Origin of the sequence: Hymenobacter sp., from assembly GCF_031398885.1 — a bacterium.
Lineage (GTDB): Bacteria > Bacteroidota > Bacteroidia > Cytophagales > Hymenobacteraceae > Hymenobacter.
Genome location: NZ_JANNOD010000114.1, coordinates 38,257 through 65,015, shown reverse-complemented (window position 1 = coordinate 65,015; position 26,759 = coordinate 38,257). Strand labels below are relative to the sequence as shown.

At 65.8% G+C, this 26,759-nt stretch carries 21 protein-coding genes; 10 read left to right on the top strand and 11 right to left on the bottom strand.

All coding sequences use genetic code 11. The annotated features are described in order from the left end of the window. The first annotated feature begins 21 nt into the window (after nucleotides 1-21). Entirely contained in the window at nucleotides 22-381 is a 360-nt protein-coding gene (locus RMO51_RS20540; RefSeq protein ID WP_310397851.1) for a CoA-binding protein, read from the top strand. A gap of 51 nt (nucleotides 382-432) precedes the next feature. Here the strand turns inward: RMO51_RS20540 and RMO51_RS20535 are convergent, their stop codons facing one another. Beyond that, nucleotides 433-1,425, bottom strand: coding sequence for an ABC transporter ATP-binding protein (locus tag RMO51_RS20535; RefSeq protein ID WP_310397850.1), 993 nt, complete (start codon nucleotides 1,423-1,425; stop codon nucleotides 433-435). Nucleotides 1,426-1,688: 263 nt separating this feature from the next. Between RMO51_RS20535 and RMO51_RS20530 the strand changes: the two genes are divergently transcribed. From RMO51_RS20530 to RMO51_RS20515, 4 genes are all read left to right on the top strand, one after another. Further along, nucleotides 1,689-2,246 carry a sigma-70 family RNA polymerase sigma factor gene (locus RMO51_RS20530; RefSeq protein ID WP_310397849.1) on the top strand — a complete coding sequence of 186 codons (558 nt, stop codon included), beginning with the start codon at nucleotides 1,689-1,691 and terminating at the stop codon, nucleotides 2,244-2,246. A 4-nt stretch (nucleotides 2,247-2,250) separates the two neighbouring features. After that, nucleotides 2,251-3,318, top strand: a complete 1,068-nt coding sequence (locus RMO51_RS20525; protein WP_310397848.1) for a hypothetical protein — start codon at nucleotides 2,251-2,253, stop codon at nucleotides 3,316-3,318. Between the two features lie 20 nt (nucleotides 3,319-3,338). Continuing rightward, nucleotides 3,339-4,484, top strand: a complete 1,146-nt coding sequence (locus RMO51_RS20520; RefSeq protein WP_310397847.1) for an outer membrane beta-barrel protein — start codon at nucleotides 3,339-3,341, stop codon at nucleotides 4,482-4,484. Between the two features lie 618 nt (nucleotides 4,485-5,102). Next, the gene (locus RMO51_RS20515) at nucleotides 5,103-5,978 is read left to right on the top strand and encodes a T9SS type A sorting domain-containing protein (protein WP_310397846.1); all 876 of its coding nucleotides are present in this window, start codon (nucleotides 5,103-5,105) and stop codon (nucleotides 5,976-5,978) included. Nucleotides 5,979-6,212: 234 nt separating this feature from the next. Here the strand turns inward: RMO51_RS20515 and RMO51_RS20510 are convergent, their stop codons facing one another. Further along, nucleotides 6,213-6,971 (bottom strand): RNA methyltransferase, encoded by a 759-nt coding sequence (locus tag RMO51_RS20510; RefSeq protein WP_310397845.1) that lies wholly within the window; start codon nucleotides 6,969-6,971, stop codon nucleotides 6,213-6,215. Between RMO51_RS20510 and RMO51_RS20505 the strand changes: the two genes are divergently transcribed. Continuing rightward, nucleotides 6,971-9,664 carry a BamA/TamA family outer membrane protein gene (locus RMO51_RS20505; RefSeq protein WP_310397844.1) on the top strand — a complete coding sequence of 898 codons (2,694 nt, stop codon included), beginning with the start codon at nucleotides 6,971-6,973 and terminating at the stop codon, nucleotides 9,662-9,664. The genes RMO51_RS20510 and RMO51_RS20505 overlap by 1 nt on opposite strands. A 207-nt stretch (nucleotides 9,665-9,871) precedes the next feature. On the opposite strand, the gene RMO51_RS20500 is transcribed toward RMO51_RS20505, so the two are convergent. Continuing rightward, nucleotides 9,872-12,079: a thiamine pyrophosphate-dependent enzyme gene (locus RMO51_RS20500; protein WP_310397843.1), complete on the bottom strand. Its 2,208-nt coding sequence runs from the start codon at nucleotides 12,077-12,079 to the stop codon at nucleotides 9,872-9,874. A 149-nt stretch (nucleotides 12,080-12,228) separates the two neighbouring features. Between RMO51_RS20500 and hemF the strand changes: the two genes are divergently transcribed. After that, nucleotides 12,229-13,161 carry an oxygen-dependent coproporphyrinogen oxidase gene (gene hemF / locus RMO51_RS20495; protein ID WP_310397842.1) on the top strand — a complete coding sequence of 311 codons (933 nt, stop codon included), beginning with the start codon at nucleotides 12,229-12,231 and terminating at the stop codon, nucleotides 13,159-13,161. A 60-nt stretch (nucleotides 13,162-13,221) separates the two neighbouring features. Further along, nucleotides 13,222-13,830 carry a phosphatase PAP2 family protein gene (locus RMO51_RS20490; RefSeq protein WP_310397841.1) on the top strand — a complete coding sequence of 203 codons (609 nt, stop codon included), beginning with the start codon at nucleotides 13,222-13,224 and terminating at the stop codon, nucleotides 13,828-13,830. Nucleotides 13,831-13,920: 90 nt separating this feature from the next. Here the strand turns inward: RMO51_RS20490 and RMO51_RS20485 are convergent, their stop codons facing one another. The 8 genes from RMO51_RS20485 to RMO51_RS20450 form a co-directional block, all read right to left on the bottom strand. Further along, nucleotides 13,921-14,589 carry a hypothetical protein gene (locus RMO51_RS20485; RefSeq protein ID WP_310397840.1) on the bottom strand — a complete coding sequence of 223 codons (669 nt, stop codon included), beginning with the start codon at nucleotides 14,587-14,589 and terminating at the stop codon, nucleotides 13,921-13,923. Nucleotides 14,590-14,766: 177 nt separating this feature from the next. Beyond that, nucleotides 14,767-15,357 (bottom strand): riboflavin synthase, encoded by a 591-nt coding sequence (locus RMO51_RS20480; protein ID WP_310397839.1) that lies wholly within the window; start codon nucleotides 15,355-15,357, stop codon nucleotides 14,767-14,769. A gap of 122 nt (nucleotides 15,358-15,479) precedes the next feature. After that, entirely contained in the window at nucleotides 15,480-15,794 is a 315-nt protein-coding gene (locus tag RMO51_RS20475) for a hypothetical protein (protein ID WP_310397837.1), read from the bottom strand. Nucleotides 15,795-16,116: 322 nt separating this feature from the next. Continuing rightward, nucleotides 16,117-17,811 (bottom strand): S8 family serine peptidase, encoded by a 1,695-nt coding sequence (locus tag RMO51_RS20470; protein ID WP_310397836.1) that lies wholly within the window; start codon nucleotides 17,809-17,811, stop codon nucleotides 16,117-16,119. Nucleotides 17,812-17,846: 35 nt separating this feature from the next. Further along, a complete protein-coding gene (locus RMO51_RS20465; RefSeq protein ID WP_310397835.1) occupies nucleotides 17,847-18,635 on the bottom strand; it encodes a hypothetical protein in 789 nt (262 codons plus the stop codon). A 29-nt stretch (nucleotides 18,636-18,664) separates the two neighbouring features. Then, the gene (mnmA, locus tag RMO51_RS20460; RefSeq protein ID WP_310397834.1) at nucleotides 18,665-19,822 is read right to left on the bottom strand and encodes a tRNA 2-thiouridine(34) synthase MnmA; all 1,158 of its coding nucleotides are present in this window, start codon (nucleotides 19,820-19,822) and stop codon (nucleotides 18,665-18,667) included. Between the two features lie 245 nt (nucleotides 19,823-20,067). Beyond that, complete coding sequence (locus RMO51_RS20455) at nucleotides 20,068-21,903, bottom strand: choice-of-anchor Q domain-containing protein (protein WP_310397833.1); 1,836 nt, start codon at nucleotides 21,901-21,903, stop codon at nucleotides 20,068-20,070. A 76-nt stretch (nucleotides 21,904-21,979) separates the two neighbouring features. Then, the gene (locus tag RMO51_RS20450; protein ID WP_310397832.1) at nucleotides 21,980-23,365 is read right to left on the bottom strand and encodes a sugar transferase; all 1,386 of its coding nucleotides are present in this window, start codon (nucleotides 23,363-23,365) and stop codon (nucleotides 21,980-21,982) included. A gap of 134 nt (nucleotides 23,366-23,499) precedes the next feature. Between RMO51_RS20450 and RMO51_RS20445 the strand changes: the two genes are divergently transcribed. Both RMO51_RS20445 and RMO51_RS20440 read left to right on the top strand, forming a co-directional pair. Beyond that, nucleotides 23,500-24,216 carry a protein-L-isoaspartate(D-aspartate) O-methyltransferase gene (locus RMO51_RS20445; protein WP_310397866.1) on the top strand — a complete coding sequence of 239 codons (717 nt, stop codon included), beginning with the start codon at nucleotides 23,500-23,502 and terminating at the stop codon, nucleotides 24,214-24,216. A 220-nt stretch (nucleotides 24,217-24,436) separates the two neighbouring features. After that, nucleotides 24,437-26,641, top strand: coding sequence for a M43 family zinc metalloprotease (locus RMO51_RS20440; RefSeq protein ID WP_310397831.1), 2,205 nt, complete (start codon nucleotides 24,437-24,439; stop codon nucleotides 26,639-26,641). Nucleotides 26,642-26,759: the final 118 nt, after the last annotated feature.

Genomic DNA, 26,759 nt, shown 5'->3' with positions numbered 1-26,759 from the left:
TCATTGCAACTTTCCTCCCCCATGAAAAAGACCCTCGTCCTTGGAGCTTCCGACAACCCGGCCCGCTACGCTTTTCGCGCCGCGCACATGCTCAAAAACCACGGCCACGAAGTGGTGCCGGTGGGCATTCGCAAGGGCGAAGTAGCGGGCCTGGCCATCCACACCGACCGGCCCCAGGAAAAAGACGTGGACACGGTCACGCTCTACGTGGGGCCGCAGAATCAGCCGGCCTGGTACGATTACATCCTGGACCTGCAGCCCAAGCGCATCCTGTTCAATCCCGGCACCGAAAACCCGGAGCTGGCGCGGCTAGCGCAGGCGCGCGGCATTCAGACCGAAGAGGCCTGCACACTAGTGCTGCTCTCGATTGGGCAGTACTGAACCGAGCCGCTGCCCCACGCCGGACCGGCCGGGCCGCAAAGAAAAAACGCGCTAGGATTCCTGAATTTCCCAGCCGGCGCCCGCCGCTAAGGAGACGCCCACGGCGGCGCCCGGCACCCACGCGGCGGTTTCGGCCCGGACCCGAACGGTAGTTGCCGGCAGCGCAACCTCCAGCTCGTAGTAGCCGCCAAAAAACCGGACGGCCCGGACCGTGCCATCCTGGCCGCCGCCATCCGCCGGGCCCAGGCGGAATTCTTCGGGCCGCACCAGCAGGGCTTTGCGGGCACTTTTTCGGCCGGCCGCGGGCGCCAGGGCCTGCCGGTCGGCACCCCGCACCAGGTTATAATCGCCGAATAAGCCGGCGGTGTACTCGTTGGCCGGGCGCCGGTACACGTCCTCGGGCGGCCCCTGCTGCACCAGTTGGCCGCGGCGCAGCACCAGGATTTGCTCAGCCCAGGACAACGCGTCGGCGGGGTCGTGCGACACCAGCAGGCTGGTGATGCCCAGTTGCTCCCCCACCGCGGCCAGAATGGCTTGCAGCTGGCGCTTGTGCACGCGGTCGAGGTTGGAGAACGGCTCGTCGAGCAGCAGCAATTGGGGCGCGCCGAGCAGCAGCCGCGCCAAAGCCACCCGCTGCCGCTCGCCGCCGGAAAGCTCGTCGGTGCGGCGCAGCAGCAACTGGTCGATGCGGCACAGTTCGAACAAGGCCTGGGCTTCCGACGCGGGCCGGGTGTTGGCGTAGCGCAGCACCTGCCCGACGCGCAGCGCGTGCGGCAGCTCCGACTGTTGCGACAAGTACGCCACGCCGGGGTGGCCGGGCACGAGGGTTTCGGCCGGGCCGCGCACCCGGCCGCCGAGCACGCGCACTTCGCCGGCGCTGGGCTGCACCAGGCCGGCGATGACTTGCAACAAGGTGCTCTTGCCGGCCCCCGACTCGCCGGCCAGCGCCAGCTTTTGGCCGCGCCGCTGGGTGAAGCTGATTGCCTGCAGGACAACAGCGTTTTTTTCCACGAAGCCGACGCCTGATACCGAGAGCAAATCCATGCGGGCAGAGAGAACGTGGGGCCCAAAACCCGGCTGGCTGACTGCCGTCGGCCCTACCGCCCGCCGGGTTCGGGGGCGCAAGCTACGGAGCCCCGCCGGCTCGCCGGCGTGAGCTGTTGGGCAGCGTCTGGATGGCGCTTATTCTGAGTGCTCGGCCTATTTTTGAATTACCGCCCGGATTCATCGCAAAAAATACGGCTTGCGGGCAACCGCGGCCCCGGCCGCCGCATCTACTCGCGCGAACCCTTTTTTCGTGCTGCCTTTTGCCCACCCTTACCGTGACCGAAACCGACCTCATTGCCGCCTGCGTACGCGGCGAGCACCGGGCCCAGCGCCAGCTTTACGACCAGCTGGCCGGGCTGATGCTCACCGTGTGCCGCCGCTACCTCAAGCGCCGCGAAGACGCCGAAGAAGCCCTGCTGCTGGGGTTTGCCAAGGTGTTTCGGGCCCTGCCCACCTTTCGGTTCGAAGGCAGCTTTGAGGGTTGGGTGCGCCGCATCATGGTGAACGAGGCCCTGATGCAGCTGCGCCAGCACGAAATGATGACGGTTTCCTTCGAGGAGTTTCTGCAGCCCGAAAACCTGGCCACCACGCCCGCCACGGCCGACACCCAGCTGCAGGCCGACGACCTGCTGGCCCTGCTGGCCGGCCTGCCCGCGGGCTACCGCACGGTGTTCAACCTTTACGCCCTGGAAGGCTACGGCCACCAGGAAATTGCCGAGCTGCTGGGCATCAGCGAAGGCACCAGCAAGTCGCAGCTCAGCAAGGCCCGCGCCCTGCTGCAGCGCCGGATTCAGTTCTCTGCCATTGCCAGCCACTAGCCTCATGCCTCCCGAAAATATCGACGATTTATTCCGCGACCACCTGGAGGGCCACGCCACGCCGCCTCCTAAGGCCCTGTGGGCCAGGCTGCAAGCAGCGCCGGTCACCCCCGACCCCGCCGCCGAACGCCTCGACCAGCTATTTCAGCAAAAGCTGAACGGCCACGCCACGGTCCCCGGCCGGGAGCTTTGGGAGCGCCTCGAAGACGAGCACCTGCGGCCCCGCCCGCGCCGGGCGCCCGCGTGGTGGCCCGTGGCCCTGGCCGCCGCCGTGGCCCTGCTGCTGGTGGCCGGCGGCGCGGGCCTGTGGCGGGGCTTCCCGGCGGGCAACGCGCGCCGCACCACCGCGGCCACGCCGCCCGCCGCCCGCCCCGCCCGCGCGCAGGTCCGCTCGTCGGCCCCGCTCCCACAACGCGGGACTGCCGCCCGCCTCATCGGGCCGGAGGGGGTCGCCGGCAGCTTGTTGGGCGACGCGCCATTGGAACCTTCGGCTGTCATTCAGAAAAACAATGCCGCCCGGGCAACCCGCCGCACCGCCCGCGCATCTACCGCACCAAAGGCCCGGGTGGCCGCATCCCAGCAGTTGCCCCGCTACGCGCAAGAAACCACCCGGCGGCCGGACGCGGCCACTGGCCGTCTCGCCCTCGTGGCCCGCGCCGCGGCCGACGCCGCTCCCGAGCCGAGCCGGCCCACCGCAGCTGACGAGCGGCGGCAAGCCGGCGAAACAGCCCCGCCGGTGGCGGCAGCTCCCCGACCCGCCGCGGCTGCGGAAATCGTCCCGGCCACGCCCACGCTTACGCCCACTCTGGGTCTGGCCAGCGTGAGTGGGGTGATTACGGTGGATGTGCGAGCCGGGGACGACCCAGTGGCTGGCTCCGCCACGAGCCTCGGTGCGGCCAGGGCCGCGGCCCCCGGGGAACGCCGCCGCCTGGGCGGGCGCCTGCTCCAACAGGCCGGCCACCTGGTGCGGGGCGAGCGGGTTAGCCTGGCCGAAGTCACGGGCCTGCCCGAAAACGTGACCCTGCGCGCCACCGTGGGCGGCCGCAGCCTCACCAAATCCATTCAACTCTAACCTCATTTTACTTAGAAATCATGCAACGCGCTTTTCGCTCTTTTTTTCTGCTGACGACCCTGACGCTGGTGGGCGGGCTGCATACGGCCGGCGCCAGCAGCAGGGCCGCCATCCAGGACACCATCGTGGTGCGCCTGCCCAACCAAGCCACCCTCACCCTGACGGTGCGCGACGCGGCCCAGCTGCGCCAGATGAAAAACTACCACTTGGACTCGCTCACGTCGCGCCTGGCCGGCTACATTGCCCAGGCCGAATCAGCGGCAAAAAAGTCCACCACCGACCAGGTCACGCTCCAGTTTTACCCCGACAAGGACCAGCCCGGCAAGAACCTGCCCGAGCAAATTCGCATCACCACCCGCAAGAAGACGGCCAACGCCAACCGCGTGGACGTGCTGCTCAATAAATCCTTCGGCGTGACGGTGACCACCGACGCCGACGGCTCCAAGTCGTACAACGCGGGCGAGGGCAAGAGCAAGGAGCAGCGCCAGGCCCAGCGCGACTCCACGCGCATGAAGCGGATTGAGGGCACGCGCACCACTTCCAACTTTATTTTTGACCTGGGCCTGAACGCGCTGGTCAACCAGAAGCAGTACTTCACGCCCGCGGGCCAGCCCGAAGCCGTGGACCTGCGCACCGAGGGCTCGCGCTACGTCAACCTCGGGTTTAACTGGGACACGCGCCTGGGCGGCAAGCGCAGCCCCGTCAGCCTGGTGGCCGGCCCGGAGTTTGCCTTTAATAACTACATGCTCAGCGGCAATGACAAGTGGGTGAGCGCCAACGGCCGCACCGACGTGGTGCGCGAAACCGACGGCCGCCAGTTCAAAAAAACCAAGCTGGCCACGTCCTCCGTCAACCTGCCCCTGATGCTCCAGCTCAAGCTGCGCGACGCCCACTACAAGCCCACGTTCATCCTCTCGGCCGGCGGCTTCGCGGGCTACCGCATCAAGTCCCACACCAAGCTCAAGTACACGTCGGAAGGCACGACCTACAAAGACAAGGACGACGGCGGCTACAACATGGAAAACTTCCTTTACGGCCTGCAGGGGACCGTTGGCTACGGCGGCCTGGAGCTCTTTGCCAAGTACAACATGAACAACCTGTTCAAAGCCAACGCCGGGCCGGACACCCAGGTCCTGAGCTTCGGCCTGCGGCTGAGCGGCAACTGAGAAAAGCTACGCACAACGCGGGCCGGGTTGGAGGTCCAGCGCGTTGGAGGACGGCAATCGTTGCCCTTTGCAGCGGTAACCCGTACGTAATTAAAGAGCCCCGGCCTTAAATGAGTCGGGGTTTTTGTCGCTTACTTCTAGGCGTTGGCTGAGATATAATCAGGGCTAAGCTACCACGATGGTTGCCGGAAACAGAAAGGCTTTTTGCGCTTCCCTGCGTTGCACGCTGCTACAGTCGGAAGAACATACATAATGTAGTAGAAAAATAATTTTATTCAGACTTCTGGCGGTGCTCTGACTCCGGTCGCCGTGCGGGGTATGACGACGGATAAGTGTAGCATTCCACCACTGGGGTGCCCGTGTACCTGCGCTGGAGCAGCAGCATAGTCAAGTAATTGTTGGTAGTTTTATCGGACTTCAGTGGAGGCCATTTTCCTTTATTTAGGTGACATGCCAGCGAATATTTTGATTATACATTGCTTAATTTTGTCACCAGCCATGAATGCAATCCTACGAATTAAAAAAGCACTCGTTGGTCTATTCATTTTTGTCCTGGTTCCGTTCCGCGGGCTACTCAAACTAACTGGTAATCGAACAACCCGCGGAGCCACTGGCCTGGTGCTGGGGCTGCTGCTGGGGGGCCACGCCACGACGACCCTGGCCCAAGTGACACCTGGCTCGATCGGAGCCGATCAAACCGTGTGCGCCGGCGGAACCCCGGCCCCGCTTGCCAGCCTGATGGCGGCCAGCGGCGGCACTGGCACGTATGCTTACCAATGGGAATCGTCGCTCGACAACTTCGCCTGGACGGCCATTCCCGGCGCCGCCGGCGCCATGTACGAACCGGGGCCGTTGGCGTCCACCACGTACTTCCGCCGCCGGGTCACATCAGGGACCGGCTCGTCTGCCACGGCCACTTCTAATACGGTGATGGTAATCATGCTGCCGACCCTAACGGCCGGGAGCATCGGCGCGGACCAAACGCTGTTCGCAGGCACGGTCCCGGCCTCACTTACCAGCATTACCGGGGCCACGGGCGGCACGGGCACCTACGCCTACCAATGGGAAGCCTCGCCCGACGGCAGCACCTGGACGGTCATCGCCGGGGCCTCCGGGGACACTTTCGCACCGGGACCATTGACGTTTACGACGTACTTCCGCCGCCGGGTCACGTCAGGGGTTTGCGCCCCAGCTTTCTCTTCCGTAGTCACGCTGGTGGTGCGGCCAATTTTAGCGAGCCGGGCGGCGGCGGCCACCAACGCCTTCATGGTGTATCCTAACCCAAGCAATAGCGGCCGTCTACATCTGGCTCCGCGACTGAGTGGCCCCGGCCACGCTACGCTGCTCAACGCCCTGGGCCAAGCAGTGCTGACCAAGGACCTGTCGGGAACAGAGGATCAGACCATAATTACTAGCGGCCTAGCCCCCGGCGTCTACACCCTGCGCGTGGCCACCGCCGGCCGGATTCTCACCCGCAGCGTCGCACTTGAATAACTAGCCCCGCTGCCTCGCAAAAAATCACCTGATGGCGGTTTCGTGCGGCAAACGCTATTCTCGACCAGCCAGCTTACTTCCGCACCCACCGATTAACCTCGGCTGAAGCTGGTTGCGAAGAAAATGAAAATTTACCCTGCTGCCCCCATGGGTTTGCTTGTTTGCCGCGTTTTATTTTTGCCCGTTGCGCTGAGGCCTGGTAGGGCAGCTTACGCGGCGGGTCTGCCGCATCCTCTACTGGTTGCGGTAAAAATTGTCCAGCAGCACGGCGGCCGAGATGGCCACGTTCAAGCTTTCGGCCCCGCCGCCCGGGCCGCGCGGAATGTGCAGCCGCCGCGTGAGGGCCGCCTCGACGGCCGGCGTCAGGCCGTGCGACTCGCTGCCCATCACCAGCACGCCGGCGGGGCGCAGGGTCAGCCGGTGCACGTTGTCGCCCCGCAAGTCGGCGCCAAAAATGCCCACGCCGGGCGGCAGCGCGGGCAGCCAGGCGGCCAGGTCCCGCTCCCAGACCCGAATCCGCGCAAACGCGCCCATGGTGGCGGCCACGGTTTTGGGCGCGTACGGGTCGGCGCAGCCGGGGCTGAGCACCACCCCGGGCAGGCCGTACCAGTCGGCCAGGCGCAGCAGGGTGCCGAGGTTGCCGGGGTCGCGCACTTCGTCCAGGGCCAGCAATAAAGCGGTTTCGGGCAGCGTTGGCGGCAGCGGAATTTCGGCGGGCAGCCGGGCGACTGCCAGCGCGGTGGTGTTGGTGGCCAGGGTGCCCAGCTGGGTTAATTCAAGGGCGGTGGCAACCGTGCGCGGCACCCGTCCGGCGAGTTGGGCAAGGTTTTGGGAAGCAAACTCGGCCGTGGCCAGCAGGTGTTCGGTTTCCAGGTCGGAACTTAGCAGCTCCAACACGCTCTTGCCGCCTTCGACCAGGAATGCCCCGTGGCGATGCCGGTACTTCTTTTGGTGCAGCGACTGCACGTATTTGCCTAGCGCTTTTGAAACCATTGCCGTCTAACTATTTTTCGAAGCTACGCCGCCCGCTGGGGCTGAGCCGGCGCCTGGGCCCGCTGCTGGGGCTGTTGGCGCTGGCGGCCTGCTCGCCGTTTGGGCTGCTGCGGCCCAACCAGCGGCTGCTGAGCCGCGTCGAGCTGCAGGGCGCGGAACAGGCCGACAAAGAACGGCTCCTCGCGTTGGCCCAGCAAAAACCCAACACCCAGTTCCCGCTGCCCAAGCTGGCCATTTACCAACTGGGCTTTCGGTTCTACGACTCGGTGCGCATCAAGAACGAGCTGCGCGACCTGCAGGCCAGCTACGAGGGCCGCCTGAAAGCCGCCAGCGCCGACTCCGGGAAGCTGGGCCAACTGCTGGCGCAGCGCGAGCGCAAAGTCAACCGCAAGCAGCTGGCCCTGGAAAAGGGCAACGCCATCATGCGCCTAGGCGAGGCCCCAGTGGTTTACGACTCGGCCCTCACGCGCCGCTCGGTGGACCAGATGACGACTTTTCTGCACTCGCAGGGCTTCTTCCGGGCGAAGGTGGCGGCCACCGACACCGCCCGCTACGAGCGGGGCCGGGTGGCCCGGGTGCTGCTGGCCCTGGGCCGGGTGTTGCCGGGCAAGCCCGACTCGCTGGACGCCGCCAAGCGCTACCGCCGCGTTACGCTGACTTACCGCATTGCCGAGAACCAGCCCTTTCGGTACCGGCTCGGGTCGCCCGCCATTCCCGACTCGGGCGTGGCGGCCGTGGTGCGCCAGGGCCAGGGCGCCACGCTGCTGCGCGAGAACGAGCGCTACAACGAAGACCTCATCGGCCAGGAGCGTGCCCGCCTGGAAACCCTGCTGAAAAACGCGGGCTACTACGATTTCCGCCAGCAGTACGTCACCCTCGAAGCCGACACCAGCTACGAGCAGTTTACGGTGCGGCTGCGCACCCTCATTGCGAACCCCGGCCCTGGCCAGGGCCACCGCCTCTACACGCTGCGGCAGGTACGCTTCGTGACCGATGCCGGGGTGGGCCGCACCCTGCGCAGCGCGGCCGGCGACACCCTGCGCCGGGCCGGCTCGGCCGGTGCCCTGCGCGACCGCCCCAACCTGGGCGTGCGAACCGATACAATCGTCACCGATTCGGTGCGCTTCGCGGCGTACAAGCAGAAGTTCACCACCCGCCTGCTGGCCCGCAAGGTGCTTCTGCGGCCCGGCCAGCGCTACAGCCTGGGCCGCACCGCGCAAACCCAGCGCCTGCTGGCCGACCTGGACATGTTCCGGTTCAATACCGTGAACTACCGCAAGGTGCCCGACCCGCCCACGGCCGACAGCGCCGGCACGCGCCCGAGCACCGGCGAGCTGGTAGCCGTCATCAATGCCTCGCCCTCGCCCAAATTTGCCGAAACCACCGAGTTTGGGGGCACCTTCGTGGCCAACCTGCCGGGTCCCTTCATCAACATCCGCCTGAAAACCCGCAACCCCTTCGGCGGGGCCGAAGTGCTGGAGCTGGGCGTCCGGGCCGGCTTCGAGGGCCAGCTGACCCGGGTGGCCGTGGCGAACGCCGAGGACCCGCCCCTGGCGGTGTACACCACCCAGCTGGGGGCCACCGCCGCGCTGGTGCTGCCGCAGTTTCTGGTGCCTTTCAACACCAACCGCTTCCTGACGCGCTACAACCCCAAAACCCGCTTCTCCCTGTCCGAGACGTACGTGGACCGGCCGGAATACGCCCGCTCAAATTTCGACGTGGCCATGGATTACATCTGGCAACGGTCGGCGTACCATCAGTACGTGTTTTCCCCGTTCATCCTCACGCTGGTGAACTCGTCGGTCAGTCCAGAATTCCAAGAGCGGCTTGACACGCTGCGGATTGAGGACGGGGTGTCGCTGTACCGCTCCTTTTTTCCGCTGCTGGAGCCCAGCTTCAGCTTCACCTCGCTCTACAATTCCAACGACTTCAACCAGACCCGGGACGCGCGCTATTTGCGGCTGTTCGCGGAAGTTGGCGGGGTGACCCGTTCGTTGTACCAGGACGCGCTACTGGACAAAGCCGGGCTGAGCGTTTACGACTTTGCGCGCGTCAGCGCCGACTACCGCCGCTACCATCGCCTCACGCCCAGCACCTTTTTCGTTTGGCGGCTCAATGGCGGGGTGGTTCACGCCCTGACGCGCACCCCCGACCCCCTCACCGACACCAACGAATTTTTTGTTCCTTACGACAAGTCCTTCTTCGCGGGCGGCTCCACGAGCTTGCGGGCCTGGCAGCCGCGCCGGTTGGGGCCGGGGGGCTACTCGCCCACGCGCACCGTGAACAACGAGCAGGTGCGTGATTTTGTGACCGAGCAGCCCGGCGAGCTCCTGCTCGAAGGCAGCGTGGAGTACCGGTTCCCCATCTACAATTTTATCAAAGGCGCCTTATTCACCGATTTTGGCAATGTGTGGGGGTTGCAGGAGCGCAAAAACCAGGATGCAAGCTCGTCGGAATTTGGGCGCTACCTCCGGCCCGGCGCCCAGTTTCAACTGAATTCTTTTTACAGACAAATTGCGGTGGGCTCGGGCCTGGGCATCCGCTTCGATTTCACTTTCCTCATTCTACGGCTCGACATCGCCACCAAAATCTACGACCCCACCGCTCCCCTGGCCGACCGCTGGGCCCTGCGCAAATTTGACACCAGCGCCAACCCCATTGCCTTCAACCTGGGCATTGGCTACCCGTTTTGACGCTGCGCTTAATGAGGAATGAAGAATGAGGAATGAAGAATGAGCAGTGCGCAAAAGAACCGTCATGCTGAGCGCAGCCGAAGCATCTCGCGTGCGGTAGTAACTCAATCGGGCAACGAAGCGAGCGAGATGTCTCGGCAAGCTCGACATGACGGTTCTTTTGCCCACTGTTCATTCCTCATTCTTCATTCTTCATTAAGCGCAGCGTCAATAAGCCAGCAGCTCGGTTAGCGCGGCGGCGACCTTGGCCGCGCTGGGCAGCATTTGGCGCTCCAGCTCCACGTTGAGGGCAATGGCGGGCAGGTTGGCGGCCCCGAGGGTGAATACCGGCGCATCGAGCACCTCGAAGCAGTGGCGCTGAATGCGGCCGGCCAGGCTTTCGGCAAAGCTGTTCAGGAGCGGCTCCTCGGTGAGCACCAGCACCTTGCCGTGGCGGCGGGCAGCAGCCGTCACAGCGTCAAAATCGAGCGGGTTGAGGGTGCGCAGGTCCAGAATTTCAATCCGGCCGGGGAAGTCGCGGCTGGCCGCTTTGGCCCAGTGCACGCCCATGCCGTAAGCAACCACCAGGGCCGTCTCGCCCAAGCGCAGCTTTTCGGGGTCGGCGGCCTGGGCCACGGCGGCCTGGCCCAGCGGAATGACGTAGCCCGCGGCCGGCTCCACGGTTTTGGCGTCTTCGGTGCCCGGCACCTTGCTCCAGTACAGGCCCTTGTGCTCGAGCATCACCACCGGGTTATTGTCGAGGAAAGCCGCCCGCATCAACCCCTTCATATCGGCCGCGTTGCTGGGGTACACCACTTTGATTCCCCGGATGGTGAGCAGGGTGCTTTCGATAGAGCCCGAATGGTAGGGCCCGCCCCCGCCGTAGGCCCCAATGGGCACGCGGATGAGCGCCGGAACCGGGAACTTGCCCAGGGTCAGGTAGCAGGACTTCGAGAGCTCCTCCACCAGCTGGTTGAGGGCCGGCCAGATGTAGTCGGCGAACTGAATTTCGACGATGGGCCGGGCGCCCACGGCCGCCATGCCCGCCGTGCTGCCCACAATGTAAGCCTCCTGGATGGGCGTGTTGAACACCCGCGCGTCGCCGTACTTCTTGGCCAGCAGCGCGGCCTCGCGGAAGACCCCGCCCAGCTCGCCGCCCACGTCCTGGCCGTAGAACAGCGCCTCCGGGAATTCGCGCAGAATGTCGTCCACGGCGTGCAGCGCGGCGTCCACCATCAGCACTTTTTCGGCCCCGGCGGGGCTGCGCTCCCCGGCCTCGGCGGCCACGACGACGGGCGCAAACTCGTGGTCGGCGAACGTGGCCGGGTCGGGGTTGGGGGCCGCCAGGGCCTGTTCCCAGTCGGCGCGCACCGTGGCCTGGGCCTCGGCGGCCAGGGCGGCCAGCTCCGGCTCGGCGAAGCCGTGGCGCAGCAGGTGCTGGTGCAGGCGGGGCAGCGGGTCCTGCTCCTGGTGCGCCGCCAGGTCGTGGCGGTACCACTCGCGGCGCACGCCGCTGGTGTGGTGGCCCAGCAGCGGGCACTTGGCGTGCACCAGGGCCGGACCACGCCGGGCGCGCACGTGCGCAAAAGCTTCGGTCAAGCCGCGGTGGGAGGACTCGAAGTCGGCCCCGTCCACCTGCAGCCGGTGCAGGCCCGGAAAGCCGGCGGCAAACTCGTACGCATTCATGGCCCGCATCTCCCGGCCCGTGGCCGAAATTCCCCAGTCGTTGTCCTGCACCAGGTACACGATGGGCAACTGGTGCAGCACGGCCATTTGCAAGGCTTCGGCCACTTCCCCCTCCGTCATGGCCCCATCCCCAATAGAGCACAGCACCAGCGGCTGCGCCGCTGGTGAATTAAGAATTAAGAATTGAGAATTAGAAATTGGACGTTCAGCAGGGGCACCGGCCTGATTCTCCGCAGCGTCATTCTTAATTCTTAATTCATAATTCTTAATTTTTTCTCCCTCCAAATACTTAATGGCGTGCGCCATTCCCGTGGCCGGAATCACCTGCATGCCCGTGGCCGAGCTTTGGTGCGGAATCACGGGCATTCCCGCCCGCCGCAGCGAGGGATGCGCGTAGTACGTGCGGCCGCCGCTGAACGGGTCATCGGCCTTGGCCAGCAGTTGCAGCATCAGCTCGTAGGGGCGCAGGCCCAGGCCCAGCAGCAGGGCATCGTCGCGGTAGTACGGGGCGGCGTAGTCGGCTTCGGTGAGCAGGAAGGCGGCGGCCAGCTGCACGGCTTCGTGGCCGCGGGCGGTGGCGTGCACGTAGCGAGCGGCGGTGGCTTTTTCCGTTTCGTAAAGCGCCGCCATGGCCGCGGCCGTGTGCATCAGCCGGTAGGCGCGGCGCAGCAAGGGGGCGTCGGGCGCGGGCAATTCGGGGGTAAAGTCGGGGGTTTCGGTTGCAGCAGCAGCGGCAGTTTCAACGGGCATGGGGGCGGGCAAAGGGACGACCAAAAGTACGGCGTTTGCGGCGCCCGGTCCAGCCCGGCGTATCTTCGCGGCAGCAAAATCCTCCCCTTAAAAGTGCGGACGGAGCCCGCCGCCGCGGCTATCAGCGGCTTCCCGCGCCGGAAACTCCCTTGAACAACTCCCCCACCACCCGCCCCGAAATCGAAACCTGGCTGGCCGACTTCCAACTGCGCCTGTGCCAGCAGCTAGCCGCTGCCGACGCCGGCCCCGCGTCCTTCCTCACCGATGCCTGGCAGCGCGCGGGCGGCGGCGGCGGCCGCTCGAAGGTGCTCGAAAACGGCCGCGTTCTGGAAAAAGGCGGCGTGGGGTTCTCGGCCGTGTGGGGCCAGATGAGCGAGGCCGCCGCCCGGCAGCTGCACATGCCCGACCCCGCGTTTTACGCCACCGGCGTGAGCGTGGTGCTCCACCCGCGCAGCCCCCGCGTGCCCATCATCCACATGAACGTGCGCTACTTCGAGGCCGGCAACGGCGAGGCCTGGTTCGGCGGCGGCATCGACCTCACGCCCATCTACGTGGACGAAGCCCAGGCCCGGCGCTTCCACGCGCAGCTGCGGGCCGTGTGCGACCGGCACAACCCCGCCTACTACCCCAAGTTCACCCGCTGGGCCGACGATTACTTTTACTTGCCCCACCGCCAGGAAACCCGCGGCGTGGGCGGCATTTTCTTCGACCGGCTGACGGTGGGCGCCGACGGCACCGCCCCGGAGCTGTTCGCCTTTGTGCAGGACGTGGCCGAGTTATTCGGCCCGTTTTACACCCAATTGATGGCCGAAAACCACGCCCTGCCCTTCGCCGGGCGCGAGGAAGCGTGGCAGTCGCTGCGCCGCGCCCGCTACGCCGAATTCAACCTGGCCTTCGACCGCGGCACCCGCTTCGGCCTCGAAACCGGGGGCCGCACCGAGTCCATCCTCATGAGCCTGCCCCCGCGCACCGGCTGGGCCTACAACCCCGCCCCGCCCGCGCCGGGCTCGCCCGAGGCCACCACCCTGGCGTGGCTGCGCAAGGGCGTGGACTGGCTGGGCGCTCCGCTTGATGAGGAATGAGGAATGGGGAATGAGAAGTGTGAAGATTCTGAAAACAACTGTGCGATTACGAGTGCCGCCATGGCAATTCTTCATTCTTCATTCTTCATTCTTCATTATCTGCAAGCTTTCGACCGGCAGGTGCTGCTGGCCATCAACCGGACCCACACGCCGGTTCTGGACGCGGTGATGGTGTTTGCCTCCAACCGCCTGGTGTGGTTTCCGGCCTATGCGTTACTAGTTGCAGGGTTGGTGTACTGGTTCCGGCGGCGCGTGCTGCTGCTGCTGCCGCTGCTCATTGTGGCCGTGAGTTTGGCCGACAGCATCACCAGCCGCATTTTCAAGCCGTTTTTTGCCCGCCCCCGTCCCTGCCACGACCCCGCCCTGGCCGGGCTGCTGCACCTGCCCGGGGGCTGCGGCGGCCAGTTCGGGTTTCTGTCGTCGCACGCGGCCAACTCATTTGCGCTGGCTACCTTTCTGCTGCTGGTCTTGCCGGCGGGGCGCTTTCGCTTCCTCAAAACCGGGGTGTTTTGCTGGGCTGCGCTGCTCTCGTACAGCCGCCTGTACCTGGGGGCCCACTACCTGACGGATGTCGTGGGCGGGGCGGCCATCGGCGGCCTGCTGGCCGCCGTCGCCGCCGCCATCTACCAGCGCCGAACCAACGCCGCAAGCAAGCCCGCATCCGTCTAGGGTCCCGCGTTGGCAGGCTGTGGGTACGCTCGGCTAAGCAGGTTTTTGGCCCGCCCCGCCGGCTTCCGAACCGCGCATCCTTGCCCGGGGCTACCGGAAGGTCCTGATTCCGTTGTCGTAATAAATGAGTTTGCCGCCGTTGTCCTCGTAATACGCGAATGGGTACTGCGCGTCTTTCCGCGTCACTTTCCAGGCCTTCACCAAATTCTCGGGCGCGTTGCTGGTGCCGGCCCCGAGGTCGTAATAGCCAAACTCGGCCGTTACGCACTGGTCTGAGTCAGCATTGGCCGCCCGGTCGAACTGCTCCATCGAAGCAAAGAACAAGTTTCTCACTTCGACCAATGTGAGGCCGGGCGAAGCCGTGAGGCTGGTACCGGCGGTGGACTGGCCGATTCTGCCATGAAACCGACCATTCCAAAACACAAAGTTTGAAACGGCCGTGAAAATCGGCAGTCCGTTGGCGTACTCTTGAATCCCGACCACCTGCTCGTCGTACGTGGTGTAGGGCGGGTAGTACGTTTCGAAAGGGCTGCGCTCGTACCTCACGTAGCGGAAAGTGCGGTTGTCGATGCCGCTGCTGCTAAATAATTTATTCGCCGCGGCGATGTCGGCCGCGCCGAGGCTGTGGGCCGTTACGGGGATACTGACAAATTCGGCACAGCCGGTTGCGCTGTTGGGCGCGGGCGCATCCGATTTGGCACAGCTCCAGAACGTGGCGGTCAACCCGAGAATAGTAGCGGCGCGTAAGGCACGTTTCATGGCAATTGGGAGGTTCGTTTAGTGCCTGACCGCCCGCTCCGCAAAAACGTTGTATTGCCCTCGCCTTTTCGCAAGCAACTACTTCAAGCAACTGTTTGAAGTAGTAAGAATGGATAGCGACGCAAAACAGTGCGCCCCTGCCCCGTTCCAGCGGCCCCGAGCCAACGCCCATAGTTGCTACCGCGCCAGCAGCTTGGCCACGTACTTCCCCACGATGTCAAACTCCAGGTTCACCGTTTCGCCGGCTTGCAGCTGCTGGAAGCTGGTGTGTTCGTAGGTGTAGGGAATGATGGCCACCGTGAACCCTTCATCGGTGCTCTCAAAGCAGGTCAGGCTGGTGCCGTTCACGCAGATGGAGCCCTTCTCCACGGTGAGCCGGCCGGGTCCGGCGCCGTGCCCGAACCGGAACAGCCACGACCCGTCCTGGTCGCTCACGCTCAGGCAGGTAGCCGTGGCGTCGACGTGGCCCTGCACGATGTGGCCGTCGAAGCGGCCGTTGGCGGCCAGGCAGCGCTCCAGGTTCACGTGGCGGCCCGGCTGCCACTGGCCCAGGTTGGTCACGCGCAGCGTTTCGTCGATGGCCGTGACCACGTGCGTGCCGGCGGCGGTGTCCACGGCCACCACGGTCAGGCACACGCCGTCGTGGGCCACGCTTTGGTCAATTTTGAGTTCGGCCGCGAAGGACGAAGCCACCGTAAAATGGCGGTTGCTTCCGCTGGCCTCAACGGCTACAATGGTGCCCAAGGCTTCGATAATCCCGGTAAACATGATTCTCCTTACTGAACGAATTTTGAAATGGCGCGGATGCTAACGCAAAGAACGGCACCCTGAACCCAGGAGGCCGTTCCGCTCAACCCAACAACTAACCAACCGCGCGGGCGGCCGAACGGTTACCGGTCGCCTTTGTCCAAGGCTTTCCAATCCAGCTCCCCGCCGTCGCGGCGGCGCAGGAACACGGTCTGGTCGTCTTTCTGGGTTTTGCCGAAGGTCAGGTCGCCGCGGCAGTCGAGGCATTTCACCGAGGTGTACTTGAACTTGTCCTGCGCCACGCGGCTGGTCAGGTCCAGGTTGTCGGAGCCGCACAAGCCGCAAGCGGCTACGTCGGCGAAGCTGAGGCGGTCGTATTCGGCCACGGTTTCGTGGAAGTTACTGCCCTGCACGGTGAAGTGAAACTGGCGGCGCCCGATGCGCTTAGTAATCATCATTTGTAACATTCTACGCGAAAAAACGAAGGTGAATTGAAGCTTTAAAGTTACAAAGTATGACCCTCAAAAACAAGCCGATACGCGACCTGAACGCCCAGAAAAAGCCACTGCCCAATGGCCTTTTTTTGGACGTGAAATTGCACAAGAAGTTCAAATTTCAGCCCCGGCGGGGCGGCACCCGGCTGCCCTGGCCCGCACGACCGCCGGGTGTCGCCCCGCCGGGGCCTGGTCGTGGTTGAACCGCCCATTGCAACCGATACGCCGCCCCGCTGGGGCTCGTGGTGTGGGAACGTGCGGAAGTCCCGTGTGACCAAATAGAAGATTACTGCTGGACGAATTTCACCGTGCGGCGGGTGCTGCCCGCGCTCACTTCGCAGGTGTAAACGCCCTTGGCCAAGCGCCCCAGCCGGAGCGGCGCCGCGCTGCCCGCGCTGGCCGGGAACTGCTGCTGCGCCACCACCGCACCCCGAACGTCGAGCACCCGAACGCGCAAAAGCTGCCCGCGCAAGGCCGCGGGCAAGGCCAGCGCCAAAGGGCCGTCGCCGGTCGGGTTGGGGAAGATTCCCAATGCCTCTTCAAACGCGGCGGGCTTGCTGCCGGACAGCGGGGCGTTGGGATGCAAAGCGTCGTAGGCCGCCACGAAGTTGGGGATGCCGTAGCCCAGGCTGTTATCGGGAGCGGTGGCCTGGGAAGCCGTGCTGCGCAGGGCCACAATCACCTGCTGGGCCGTGAGCGTGGGATTGGCCTGCCAGAAGCCGGCCGCCATGCCCGCCAGCACGGGGCAGGAATAGGACGTGCCGTTGCCCCGGAAGGCCACGCCGTTGGGCGCCAGCACCGCCGCGGCCCGCCCCATGGCCGAGAGCGTGGGCTTGGTGCGCCCGTCGGCCGAAGGGCCGAAAGAGCTGAAAGAGGCCCGGTTGCCCAAAGAATCCACCGCGCCCACCGACAGGACGGAATCGGCATCGGCGGGCGCCGAGATGTAGCGCCAGGCATTGTTGCCCTCGTTGCCGGCCGAGGTGATTACCAGGATTCCTACCCGAGCCGCCACGGCCGCGGCCCGCGAGCTAATGGCGGTGCGGCCGTTCATGTCGGCGTAGGTGTAGGAAACCGAGGGCGCGTCGAACGTGGTGTAGCCGAGCGAAGAGCTGATGATGTCGACGCCGGCCGAGTCGGCGTATTCGGCCGCGGCCAGCCAGTTGGCTTCTTCCACGGGATGCTCGGAGTTCACGTCCTCGGTCAGGCACAGGCGGTAGCGGGCCTGGGGGGCCGTGCCGATGTAAAAGCCGGTTTGGTTGGCCGCCATCGCCGACAAGCAGTTGGTGCCGTGCCCACTGCGCAGGTACACGGCGGTGCCGCCGTCCACGAAGTTGCGGGTGCCGAGCAAGCGCTGCTCCTGAAAGAGCGGCTGCAGCGCCGGAATCTGGTCCACGCCGGGGAAGCCCGCGTCGAACACGGCAATCTCCACGCCCTCGCCCCGAAAGCCCGCGTCGTGCATGGCCAGCGCGCCAATCTGCTGGTTCTGGCGAAAGGCCGGGCCGTATTGGGCCCGGGTGGCCGTAGCGCCGCGCGCGGCGGCGTTGGGCACCTGCACGGGCGGCACCGGGGGCCCCGGCCGCTGAAAGCTACGGTTGAGGGTGACGGCGTTGCGCACCACCGCCAGGTCCGAAATGCGGGCCAGGGTGGCCGAATCGCAGGAAACCACGGCCGCATTGAACCAGCGCGAGGCGTAGAGCACCTGCGCGCCCCCGGCCACGCCGCGCACCTGAGCCAAGTAGGCCGGGTTCACGGGCAAGTCGCGCGGGAGCACGGCAATGCCCTGCCGGGCGCGGCGGGCCACCGAGCGGGCCGACAGAAAAGCCTGCGGCTGCGCCACCGAAAACGGCGTGCCCGCCTTATCCCGAAAATACACCAAATGGCGCCGCACGGTGCTTTGGGCGGCAGCCGGCGCGGCAGCCAGCGCCCCCAGCGCCCCAATCAGCAGGCCCGCCACCAGTCCTTTGCTCGTCAAACGTGTCATAGGAGAACTTAATAAATTGTGACGCAAAAACAGGGCTAGCGCGGGCCGTATTCGACCAGCGTTTCGGTGCGGGAAAATCCGTAGAGGTAGGACCGGGACACGAAAGACACAGTGCCATCGGTATTGTTGACAAAGAAATTGGCGAACCGACGAGTGCGGCGGTAAACGGGCCCCACCGCCTTGCCGTACACCTGCTGGTAGGTTTTCACGTAGTACAGGTCGTCGGCCTTGGCTTCGCCTTCGTTGGTGGTGGTGACCGTGGCCGGGTACGTTTGCGCGCCCGCCCCGGTGCCGGCGCCGAAGGGCTGACTCACGTTGCGGTAGCGCCGGGTTTCGGCGGTGATGGTGTCGTTAAAGTTGTTGTTGTAGGCGTTCAGGTTCCACAGCCGGCCCTCGCGCACGGGGAAAATCAATTCCACGGTCCGGGTATTGTTGCGGTTGAGCACCACGGTCTGGGCCGTGGCGCTGAGCACAAACACGCTGTCGTCGCGCCAGGCCGTGCTCGGCGGCACGCGTTTGGCGCGCACCAACCGGTACGCTTTCTGCCCGGCGGCGTCCGTGAATTCCTCGGCAATGGTTTCCCGGAACTGGTAGGCGCTGGGGGTGGCCACGCTGGGCACGGCCGGCGTGGCCTGGCTCCAGGAAGTGTCGGCCACGGCGTAAATCCAGTAGTTGCCCACGGCCACGGGGTAATAGTCCCTGCCCGTTTCGGGGGCGGGCACCGAGGCGTCCTTGCAGCCGGCCAGGCCCAAGCCCAGCACCACGGCCGCGCCGACGCGCCGCGCGGCCCCTTTTCCGTTCCAACTCAACAGCATTCGCAGCATAAAACAGGGGCAGAAAAGAAATGGCAACGTTAATGAGTGGCCGTCGCGGCCGCAACGGGAAGCGGAATTTCGCCAATTACGTGGCGCTCAATCCAGCCCCCGCCGAGCACGTCGGCGCCGTCGTAGAACACGGCGGCCTGGCCGGGGGTGATGGCGTGCACGGGCTCCTCGAAGTATACGCGAATTTTGTCGTCCACAGATTCCAGGAACGCCGGGGCGCCGTCGTGGTTGTAGCGCACCTTCACCACGGCGGGCACCAGGCCCCGGCCGGCCAGGCTGGCCAGCTTGCCCATGTTGAGCTTGCCCACCACGGTGGCCGTGCTGGCCAATTCGTCGTAGTTGCCGAGTACTACTTCGTTGGAATCGGGCCGAATTTCGAGCACGAAGACCGGGTAGCCCAGCGCCACGCCCAGGCCCTTGCGCTGCCCGATGGTGTAGAACGGGTAGCCCTCGTGCCGGCCGATGACGCGGCCGTTTTTAGTCACGAAGTTGCCGCCGGCCACGCGGGCTTCCAGGCCCGGCACGCGCCGGCGCAGGAAACCCCGGTAGTCGTTGTCGGGGATGAAGCAGATTTCGTAGCTCTCGGGCTTGTTCACCAGCTCGGTGAAGCCCCGCCGCCGGGCCTCGTCGTAAATCTCGGTTTTGCGCATGCCGCCCAGCGGAAACAGCGTGCGGCTGAGGCTCGCCTGGCTCACGCCCCACAAGGCGTAACTCTGGTCCTTGTTTTCGTCGAGCCCCTTGCTCACCACGAAGCGGCCGGTTTCGGCGTCCTGGCGGATGTTGGCGTAGTGGCCGGTGGCAATGAACTGGCAGCCCAGCTGGTCGGCGCGGCGCAGCAGGGCATCCCACTTGATGTGGGTGTTGCAGAGCACGCAGGGGTTGGGCGTGCGACCGGCGAGGTATTCATCGGTAAAATTATCAATGACAAAGTCGCCAAACTCCTCCCGGATGTCGATGATGTAGTGCGGGAAACCCAGCTGCACGGCAATGTCGCGGGCATCGTTGATGCTGTCGAGCGAGCAGCAGCCGGTTTCCTTTTTGGAGCCGCCGGCGCTGGCGTAGTCCCAGGTTTTCATGGTCATCCCGACCACTTCGTAGCCCTGCTCGTGCAGCAGCACGGCGGCCACGCTGGAGTCAATTCCGCCGCTCATGGCCACGAGGACCCGGCCTTTTACTTCGGTATTCATAGTGAGATGCAATTCACCCGGAACTTGAATGGTTCCGGCCGGCAACCGCAAAGGTACCGGACGCTGCGCGTAAGACGCTGCGCTTAATGAGGAATGAGGAATGAAGAATGAAGAATACTCGGTTGAGACTTTGTGCCAAGCCATTGGGCTGATTCCTCCAGCTCCGCCTTCATTGGGGCTCACGCAAAGCCTTCATTCCTCATTAAGCGCAGCGTCTTACGCGCAGCGTCTTACGCGCAGCGTCTTCACTCCACCACCAATTGCGCGGCCCGCTGGCCGGGCACGCGCACCCAGTACTGGCCGGCGGGCAGGCCGCGCACGTCGAGCACCGCGGTGCCGGCCGGGTACAGCCGCACCGCCCGGCCCAGCGCATCGAGCAGTTGCACGGGCGCGCCGGGGCGGGCATTGGCCAGGCGGACGCTGGCACTGGCCGGGTTCGGCGCCAACTGCAAGGGCTGGTCGGCGGCGGCGGCGGGCCGGGCGGTCAGGGGCACGGCGCTGCCAAACTCGTAGGCCCCAGCGTCGGGTGTGTCCAGGCGGGGGGCGCCGCGCTGGTCGGTGGGCGGGGCGCCGGGGGCCGTGGCCCAGTCGCGGGCGGGGCTGGTGGCGGGCAGGGCCTGGGTGAGGGTGGGGCCGCCGTTGCTGGCCAGGGGCAGCAGCTGGGCGTCGGCCACGCGCACGGCCGGCGTGAGCCAGTCCTCGCGCTGGGGGCCGAACTGGGCGGCGTAAGTTTCGGGCCACTGCACGTTGCCGGCGGCCACGGTCAGGGCCGAGCCTTTGTTGACGGTGCCGCCGCCGTAGGGGTTGCTCTGGTTGCCGGTGCCGGTCAGGTTGTTGTGAAACACCGAGTTGGCCAGCGTGAGGTTGCCGCCGTTGAAGAGGGCACTGGCGAAGTTGCCGGCGCGGTTGGCGCTGAACGTGGCGTTGGTGATGGCGGCCCGCTTTTCGGTGCCCGAGCCGTCGATGGCCAGCCCGCCGCCCAGCCCTCCGCCCGCGTTGTCGTTGGCCTGGTTGGCGGTGAAGGTGCAGTTGCTCACGTCCAGCAGACAGTTGGTGACCCAGGCGCCGCCGCCCACGGCCGGGCAGCGGTTGCGCGCAAACGTGGAGTTGCGCAGCGTCAGCGGCCCGTTCATGTAATACAAGGCCCCGCCCTTATCAACGGCGGCGGTGTTGTCCTCGAACGTGAGGCGGTCCATCGTACCGCTGCTGCCCTTGCCGTCGTAGAAAATAATGTTCACGGCCCCGGCCTGGTAGCCGGCCGTGTTGCGCCGGAACGCGCAGCCGCAGAGCGACATTGAATTGGTCACCCCGTTCTGGTCCACGCCGTCGACGTACAGGGCCCCGCCGCTGCCGCCCAGGGCGAGGGTGCCGGTGGCCGCGTTGTCCTCAAACACGCAGTTGACGAACTGCTGGGCCGAGCCGATGGTACCCACCGCCCCGCCGTTGGCCCCGCGGTTGCGCCGGAACGTGCAGCCGCTGAACACCACGCTCTGGTACACGATGGTGTGCACCGCCCCGCAGGCGTCGGGCTGCGCGAGCGGGCCCTCGTTGCCCTCAAACACCACGTCCACCACCTTCAAGCGCCCGTAGGCCCGGCCCCGGATGGCGCCGCCGCCCAGCACGTCCTGGCCGGGGTTGGCGGGCACGTTGGGGGCACGGCCGTCGCGCAGGGTCAGGCGCTGAAGCACCAGGCGCGAGTCGAGCGCGGCCGACGGCGCGGCCAGCTTGTCGAAGATGCGCGTGCGTGCCCCCCCGCTCAGGGTGAGCAGGTTGCCGCCGTCGAGCAGCACGTCGCGGTTGGGCACCACCAGCGGGGCGCTGAGCGTGACCGTGAACGGCTGGCTGCCGCCGTTGCAGCGGATGGGGCCGCCGGCGTCAATCAGGGCCTGCAACGCGGCCGGGGTGCAGCTGGCGGGCGTGCCCGTGCCCCACACGGCGGCGTTGGCGGGCACGGCGTCGGGCGCCACGGCGGGGCACACCGCCGGCGGCCCGGCCTGGCCCTGGGCCCACGCCGGGGCCACGGCCCCGAACAAAAGGAGCGCGGCCGAACGACGACAACCCGCGAGAAAGAGTTTTTTCATGGGAAAGGAGAGGGATAAAAGCTTGGGAAGCGCTAAAGCTAGCGCCTCGTTTTCAGACCCCATCCCACGCCTTTGGCTACTTCCCCCGCCCTTGCAGAATAATCTTGAAGGTGTACAACAGCACCCGAAAATCCATGGCCAGGCTCATGTTCTCGATGTAGAGAATGTCGAACTTCAGCCGCTCCACCATCTGAGCCACGGTTTCGGCGTAGCCGTACTTCACCTGGCCCAGAGAGGTCAGGCCCGGCCGCACGCGGTGCAGGTGGCGGTAGTGGGGCGCAATTTTGACAATCTGGTCGATGAAGAACTGCCGCTCGGGGCGCGGGCCCACGATGCTCATGTCGCCCTTCACCACGTTCCAGAACTGCGGCAGCTCATCGAGCCGCACCCGGCGCATGAACCGGCCCCAATTGGTAATGCGCGGGTCGTGGTCGGAGCTGAGCGCGGGGCCCGCTTTTTCAGCGTCCACAAACATCGACCGGAACTTGATGATGTTGAACGGCCGGCCGTTTTTGCCAATCCGCTCCTGCCGGTAGAACACCGGCCCGGGCGAGGAAAGCTTCACCATGACGGCCGTGAAGGCGTACACCCAGCTGGCCAGCAACAGAAACAGGGCCGAGCCCACCACGTCGATGGCCCGCTTGAAAACCACCTGCCACACGGGCAGCAGGTCCTGCTTGATTTCGATGAGCGGCGTGCCGAACAAGTGGTTCACTTTCACCGAGCCCAGCAGCATCTGGTAGAGGTCGGGCAGGATGCTGATGCGGGCCGGCGTGCCCTCTAGCAGCGTCAGAATATCCTGAATGAGCCGGTGCTCGCTGGGCTCGATGGCAATGATGAGCTGCTCGACCTTGAGGGCGCGCACCAGGGCGGGCAGGCGCTCGTAGGAGCCGCTGGCGGGCAGCGCGGCGGCCAGGCCGGGGTCCACGGTGTTGCCCACGGGCGTAAACCCCACCAGGCGCAGGCCCAGGTGGCGGCTGGTCCGGGCCAACTCGTGAAAAGTACTCAAAGCCAGCGCGTTGGAGCCCACCAGCAGCGTGGGAAACGAAATGCGCCCCCGGTACACCAGGCCCTGCACGCTGCTCACGGCCGTGGTGCGCAGAATGCCTGTGATGAAAAAATGCAGCAGGTAATAGGCGGTAAACGTTTTGTAGTACGCGCGGTAGTTCATCACGCCCTCGTCGTCGAGCAGCAGGGTAAAGAAAATGACCACCGCCCCCAAAAATGACACCCGCGCCAAGCGGATGATTTCGGCCAGGCGCGACTTGCGGAAGATGTCCCGGTACTCGCCGACGAAGGTGTAGAGCACGGTCCAGAACACGGCGATGAGAACGGCCGACCCCGTGAGGTCAAACAGCGCGCCTTCGGTAAACCGGTAGCCGGTCAGCTCGTTGAACAAGTATTTGCGCACGAGGTAGAAGCACATCCACGCAATCAAAGCCGCGCCAAAATCTGCGGCCACGAGTTTGACGTATTGAAAGCGGCGGATTAACTGCAAAGCGGCGGTTTGGGTAGTATTTTCGCGGCCTGTGGGCGGGCCGCGTACCAGACAAAGGTAGGACCTGGGGGAGTTGTCGGGCCGGCCGGGCCGGCAATATCCGGGCCGGGCCGTGGCCGGCCTTTTTTCGTTTTTCAAAACCTCCGTTCGCCATTTCACCGCTCCCGGACACCTACCGCCACCAGGGCCAACGACGCGCCCTCGCCCGCGAGCTGCGCCTGCGCGGCATCCACGACGAGCGCGTGCTGGCGGCGCTGGCGGCCGTGCCCCGCCACTTGTTTTTCGAGCCGGCCTTCGAGGCCCACGCCTACCAGGACAAGGCCTTTCCCATTGGCGAGGGCCAGACCATCTCGCAGCCATACACCGTGGCCTACCAGACCCAGTTGCTGGGCGTGCAGCCCACCGACCGGGTACTGGAAGTCGGCACCGGCTCGGGCTACCAGTGCGCCGTGCTGCTGCGCCTCACGCCCCACGTCGACAGCATCGAGTTCAACGCGGTGCTCTTTGCCCGCGGCCGGCTGCTGCTGGCGGCCCTGGGCGCGGGCGGGGCGGCTTTGCACTGCGGCGACGGCTCCGTGGGCCTGCCCGCCCGCGCGCCCTTCGACGGCATTCTGGTGACGGCGGGCGCGCCGGGCCTCCCACCGGCCCTGCTGCGGCAGTTGCGCGTGGGCGGCCGGCTGGTGATTCCGGTGGGCGACAACCAAACCCAGCGCATGGTGCGCGTGACCCGCGAAGGGCCGGAAACGTTCGTGCGGGAGGAGTTTGAGGATTTCCGCTTCGTACCCCTGCGCGGGGCCAGCGGCTGGCGCGGCTAGTCCGGTTTCCCATGCCCGCCCGGAATGCGGGCTGGTGGGTTGCAATGGAATGCCGCGGGCGGCCGGTAAAGCCCTGATTGTCCGACTTAGTTACGGCCCAACCCGACGCGCAAAAGTTGCTGTTTTTTTGGTAAATTTGAAGGCCTCAGGGTGGAACGGTGGGGCCGGCTCCCGTTCCTTCGTTTCCTCCCAACGCTTTTTCCTTTTCACCTTGTTTTTTATGTTGAAACACCTTTTACCCACTTTGCTGACCGCGGCGTTGGCCCTGAATAGCTTCGGCGCCCGCGCCCAAACGTCGCCCGATGGGCGCAATCGCGCCTGGTGCGGCACCGCCGCCGAAGAAGAGCGGTACTACGCCGAGCACCCCGAAGCGCGCGCCGCGCAACGGGCCTTGTACCAACGGCTGGAGGCCGCGGGCCGGGGCCAGCAGCGCCGCGCGGCGGCCGCCCCCGACGTAACCATCCCGGTGGTGGTGCACGTGATTCACGGTGGCGGCGCCGAAAACATCAGCGACCGGCAAATCAACAGCGCCATTACCCTGCTTAACAACGACTATCAGCGGCTCAACCCCGACACCACTTCTATTTCCCCGCTGTTTTTGCCGATTTCGGCATCGACCGGCTTTCAGTTCCGGCTGGCCAAGCTTGACCCCAACGGCAACTGCACCACGGGCATCACCCGCCACTACGCGCCCAACCTGGTCAACGACAACCTGAGCGGCGCGGTGCAGGCCGTTTCGAACTGGGACCGCAACCGCTATATGAACATCTGGCTGGTCGGCTCCATTGGCACGGCGGCCGCCGGCGGCAATTTCACGGTCGGCTACGTGGCCAACCCCAAGGGCCCGCTGAACCCGCGCGACGGCTTCACGGTGCGCAGCGACTACTTTGGCGACGAAGGCACCAGCAGCCCGGGCCGAGCCCGGCTGCGCGCCGGCACCCACGAAATCGGCCACTACTTCGGCCTGCTTCATCCCTGGGGCAACAACAACACGCCGGAGGTGCCCGGGTACTGCAGCGACACCGATTTCGTGGACGACACCCCGCCCACGAACGGCACCTTCGCCTGCGACCTCGCCTACGCCCCCTGCGGACCGGTTGCCAACGTGCAGAATTTCATGGACTATGCCGCCTGCGCCAACATGTTCACGCAGGGCCAGCGGACGTTGATGCGCAATTTTCTGACCACAGAGCGCGCCGCCCTCACCACCCCGGCCAACCTGACGGCCACCGGCACCACCGACGGCTACGTGGCCCGCAACTGCGCCCCGATTGCCGCCTTCGCGCCGGCCGCCGGCGCCAGCCCCAGCGTGTGCATCAACACGCCCGTGACCTTGCGGGATTACTCGTATAACGTAACTCCCGGCGGCGGCACGCTGACGTACGCGTGGTCGTTTCCCGGGGGCACCCCCGCCACGGCCACCGGCCAATCGCCGACCGTGAGCTATGCCGCCGCCGGGTTTTACCCCGTGACCGAAACCGTGAGCAACACCGTGGGCAGCAACACGGTCACCGTCACCAACTACATCCGGGTGGAAGGCCCGACGGGGGCCGAAACGGCGCCTTACGCCGAGTCGTTTGAAAGCACCACCTTCCCCGTCATTTTCCCGGCGCCTACGCTGCGCAACTACGAAACCTTCGGCACCACCAGCGCCGGGGGCCCGGCCAACTACCGCTGGCAGCGCCAGGTGCAGGCCACGGTGCCCGCCGCCGAGGGCAGCGCTTACCTGCTGGTGGCCAACCGCACCCTGCCGCTGGGGGCCGTGACCACGCTCATCACGCCCAACATTAACCTCACCAACGTGGTCAGCCCGGCGGTGCTAACCTTTTCGCGAGCCTTTGCCCTGCGCCGGGCCGACAGCAACGAGCAGCTGCGGGTGTCCTTCAGCAGCGACTGCGGCGTGAACTGGTCGACCCCGACGGTGCTCGACGTGACGGCCCTCACCACCCAGGGCCTCACCCCCGTCGACGGCTACGTGCCGACGGCCGGCACCGATTGGCAACCGCTGACGGTGCCCATCCCGGCCCAGTTTCAGGGCAGCGGCTTGTTCAAAGTGCGCCTGCAGATGGTGAACGGCACCGCCGCCAACAACAGCAACAACTTTTACTTTGACAACCTGCGCGTGTCGTCGGGCCCGCTGGGCACCAGAGCCAGCGCGCTGGCCAGCCGCGGCATCAGCGTGTACCCCAACCCGCTCACCGACGAAACCGCCGTGCACCTCAACCTGACCACAACCACCCAGGTGCAGCTGCGCCTGACCGACGTGCTGGGCCGCGACGTGCTGACGCTGCCCGCCAAAACTTACGGCATCGGCCGGCAGGCGCTGTCCCTGCAAACCGCCGGGCGCCCGTTGCGCCCGGGCCTGTACGTGGTCCGCATCTCGCTCAACGGCGAAACCTTCTCCAGCGTGCTGACCGTGGAATAAGTCCCGATTTCGTCCGCTACTGGAATACCTCGAAAAGCCCCGGCCGCAAGCCGGGGCTTTTTTGGCAATACCCTTTTCGCTGGGGCCGGGCCGTACCTTTGCCCGACCGATTGCAGTC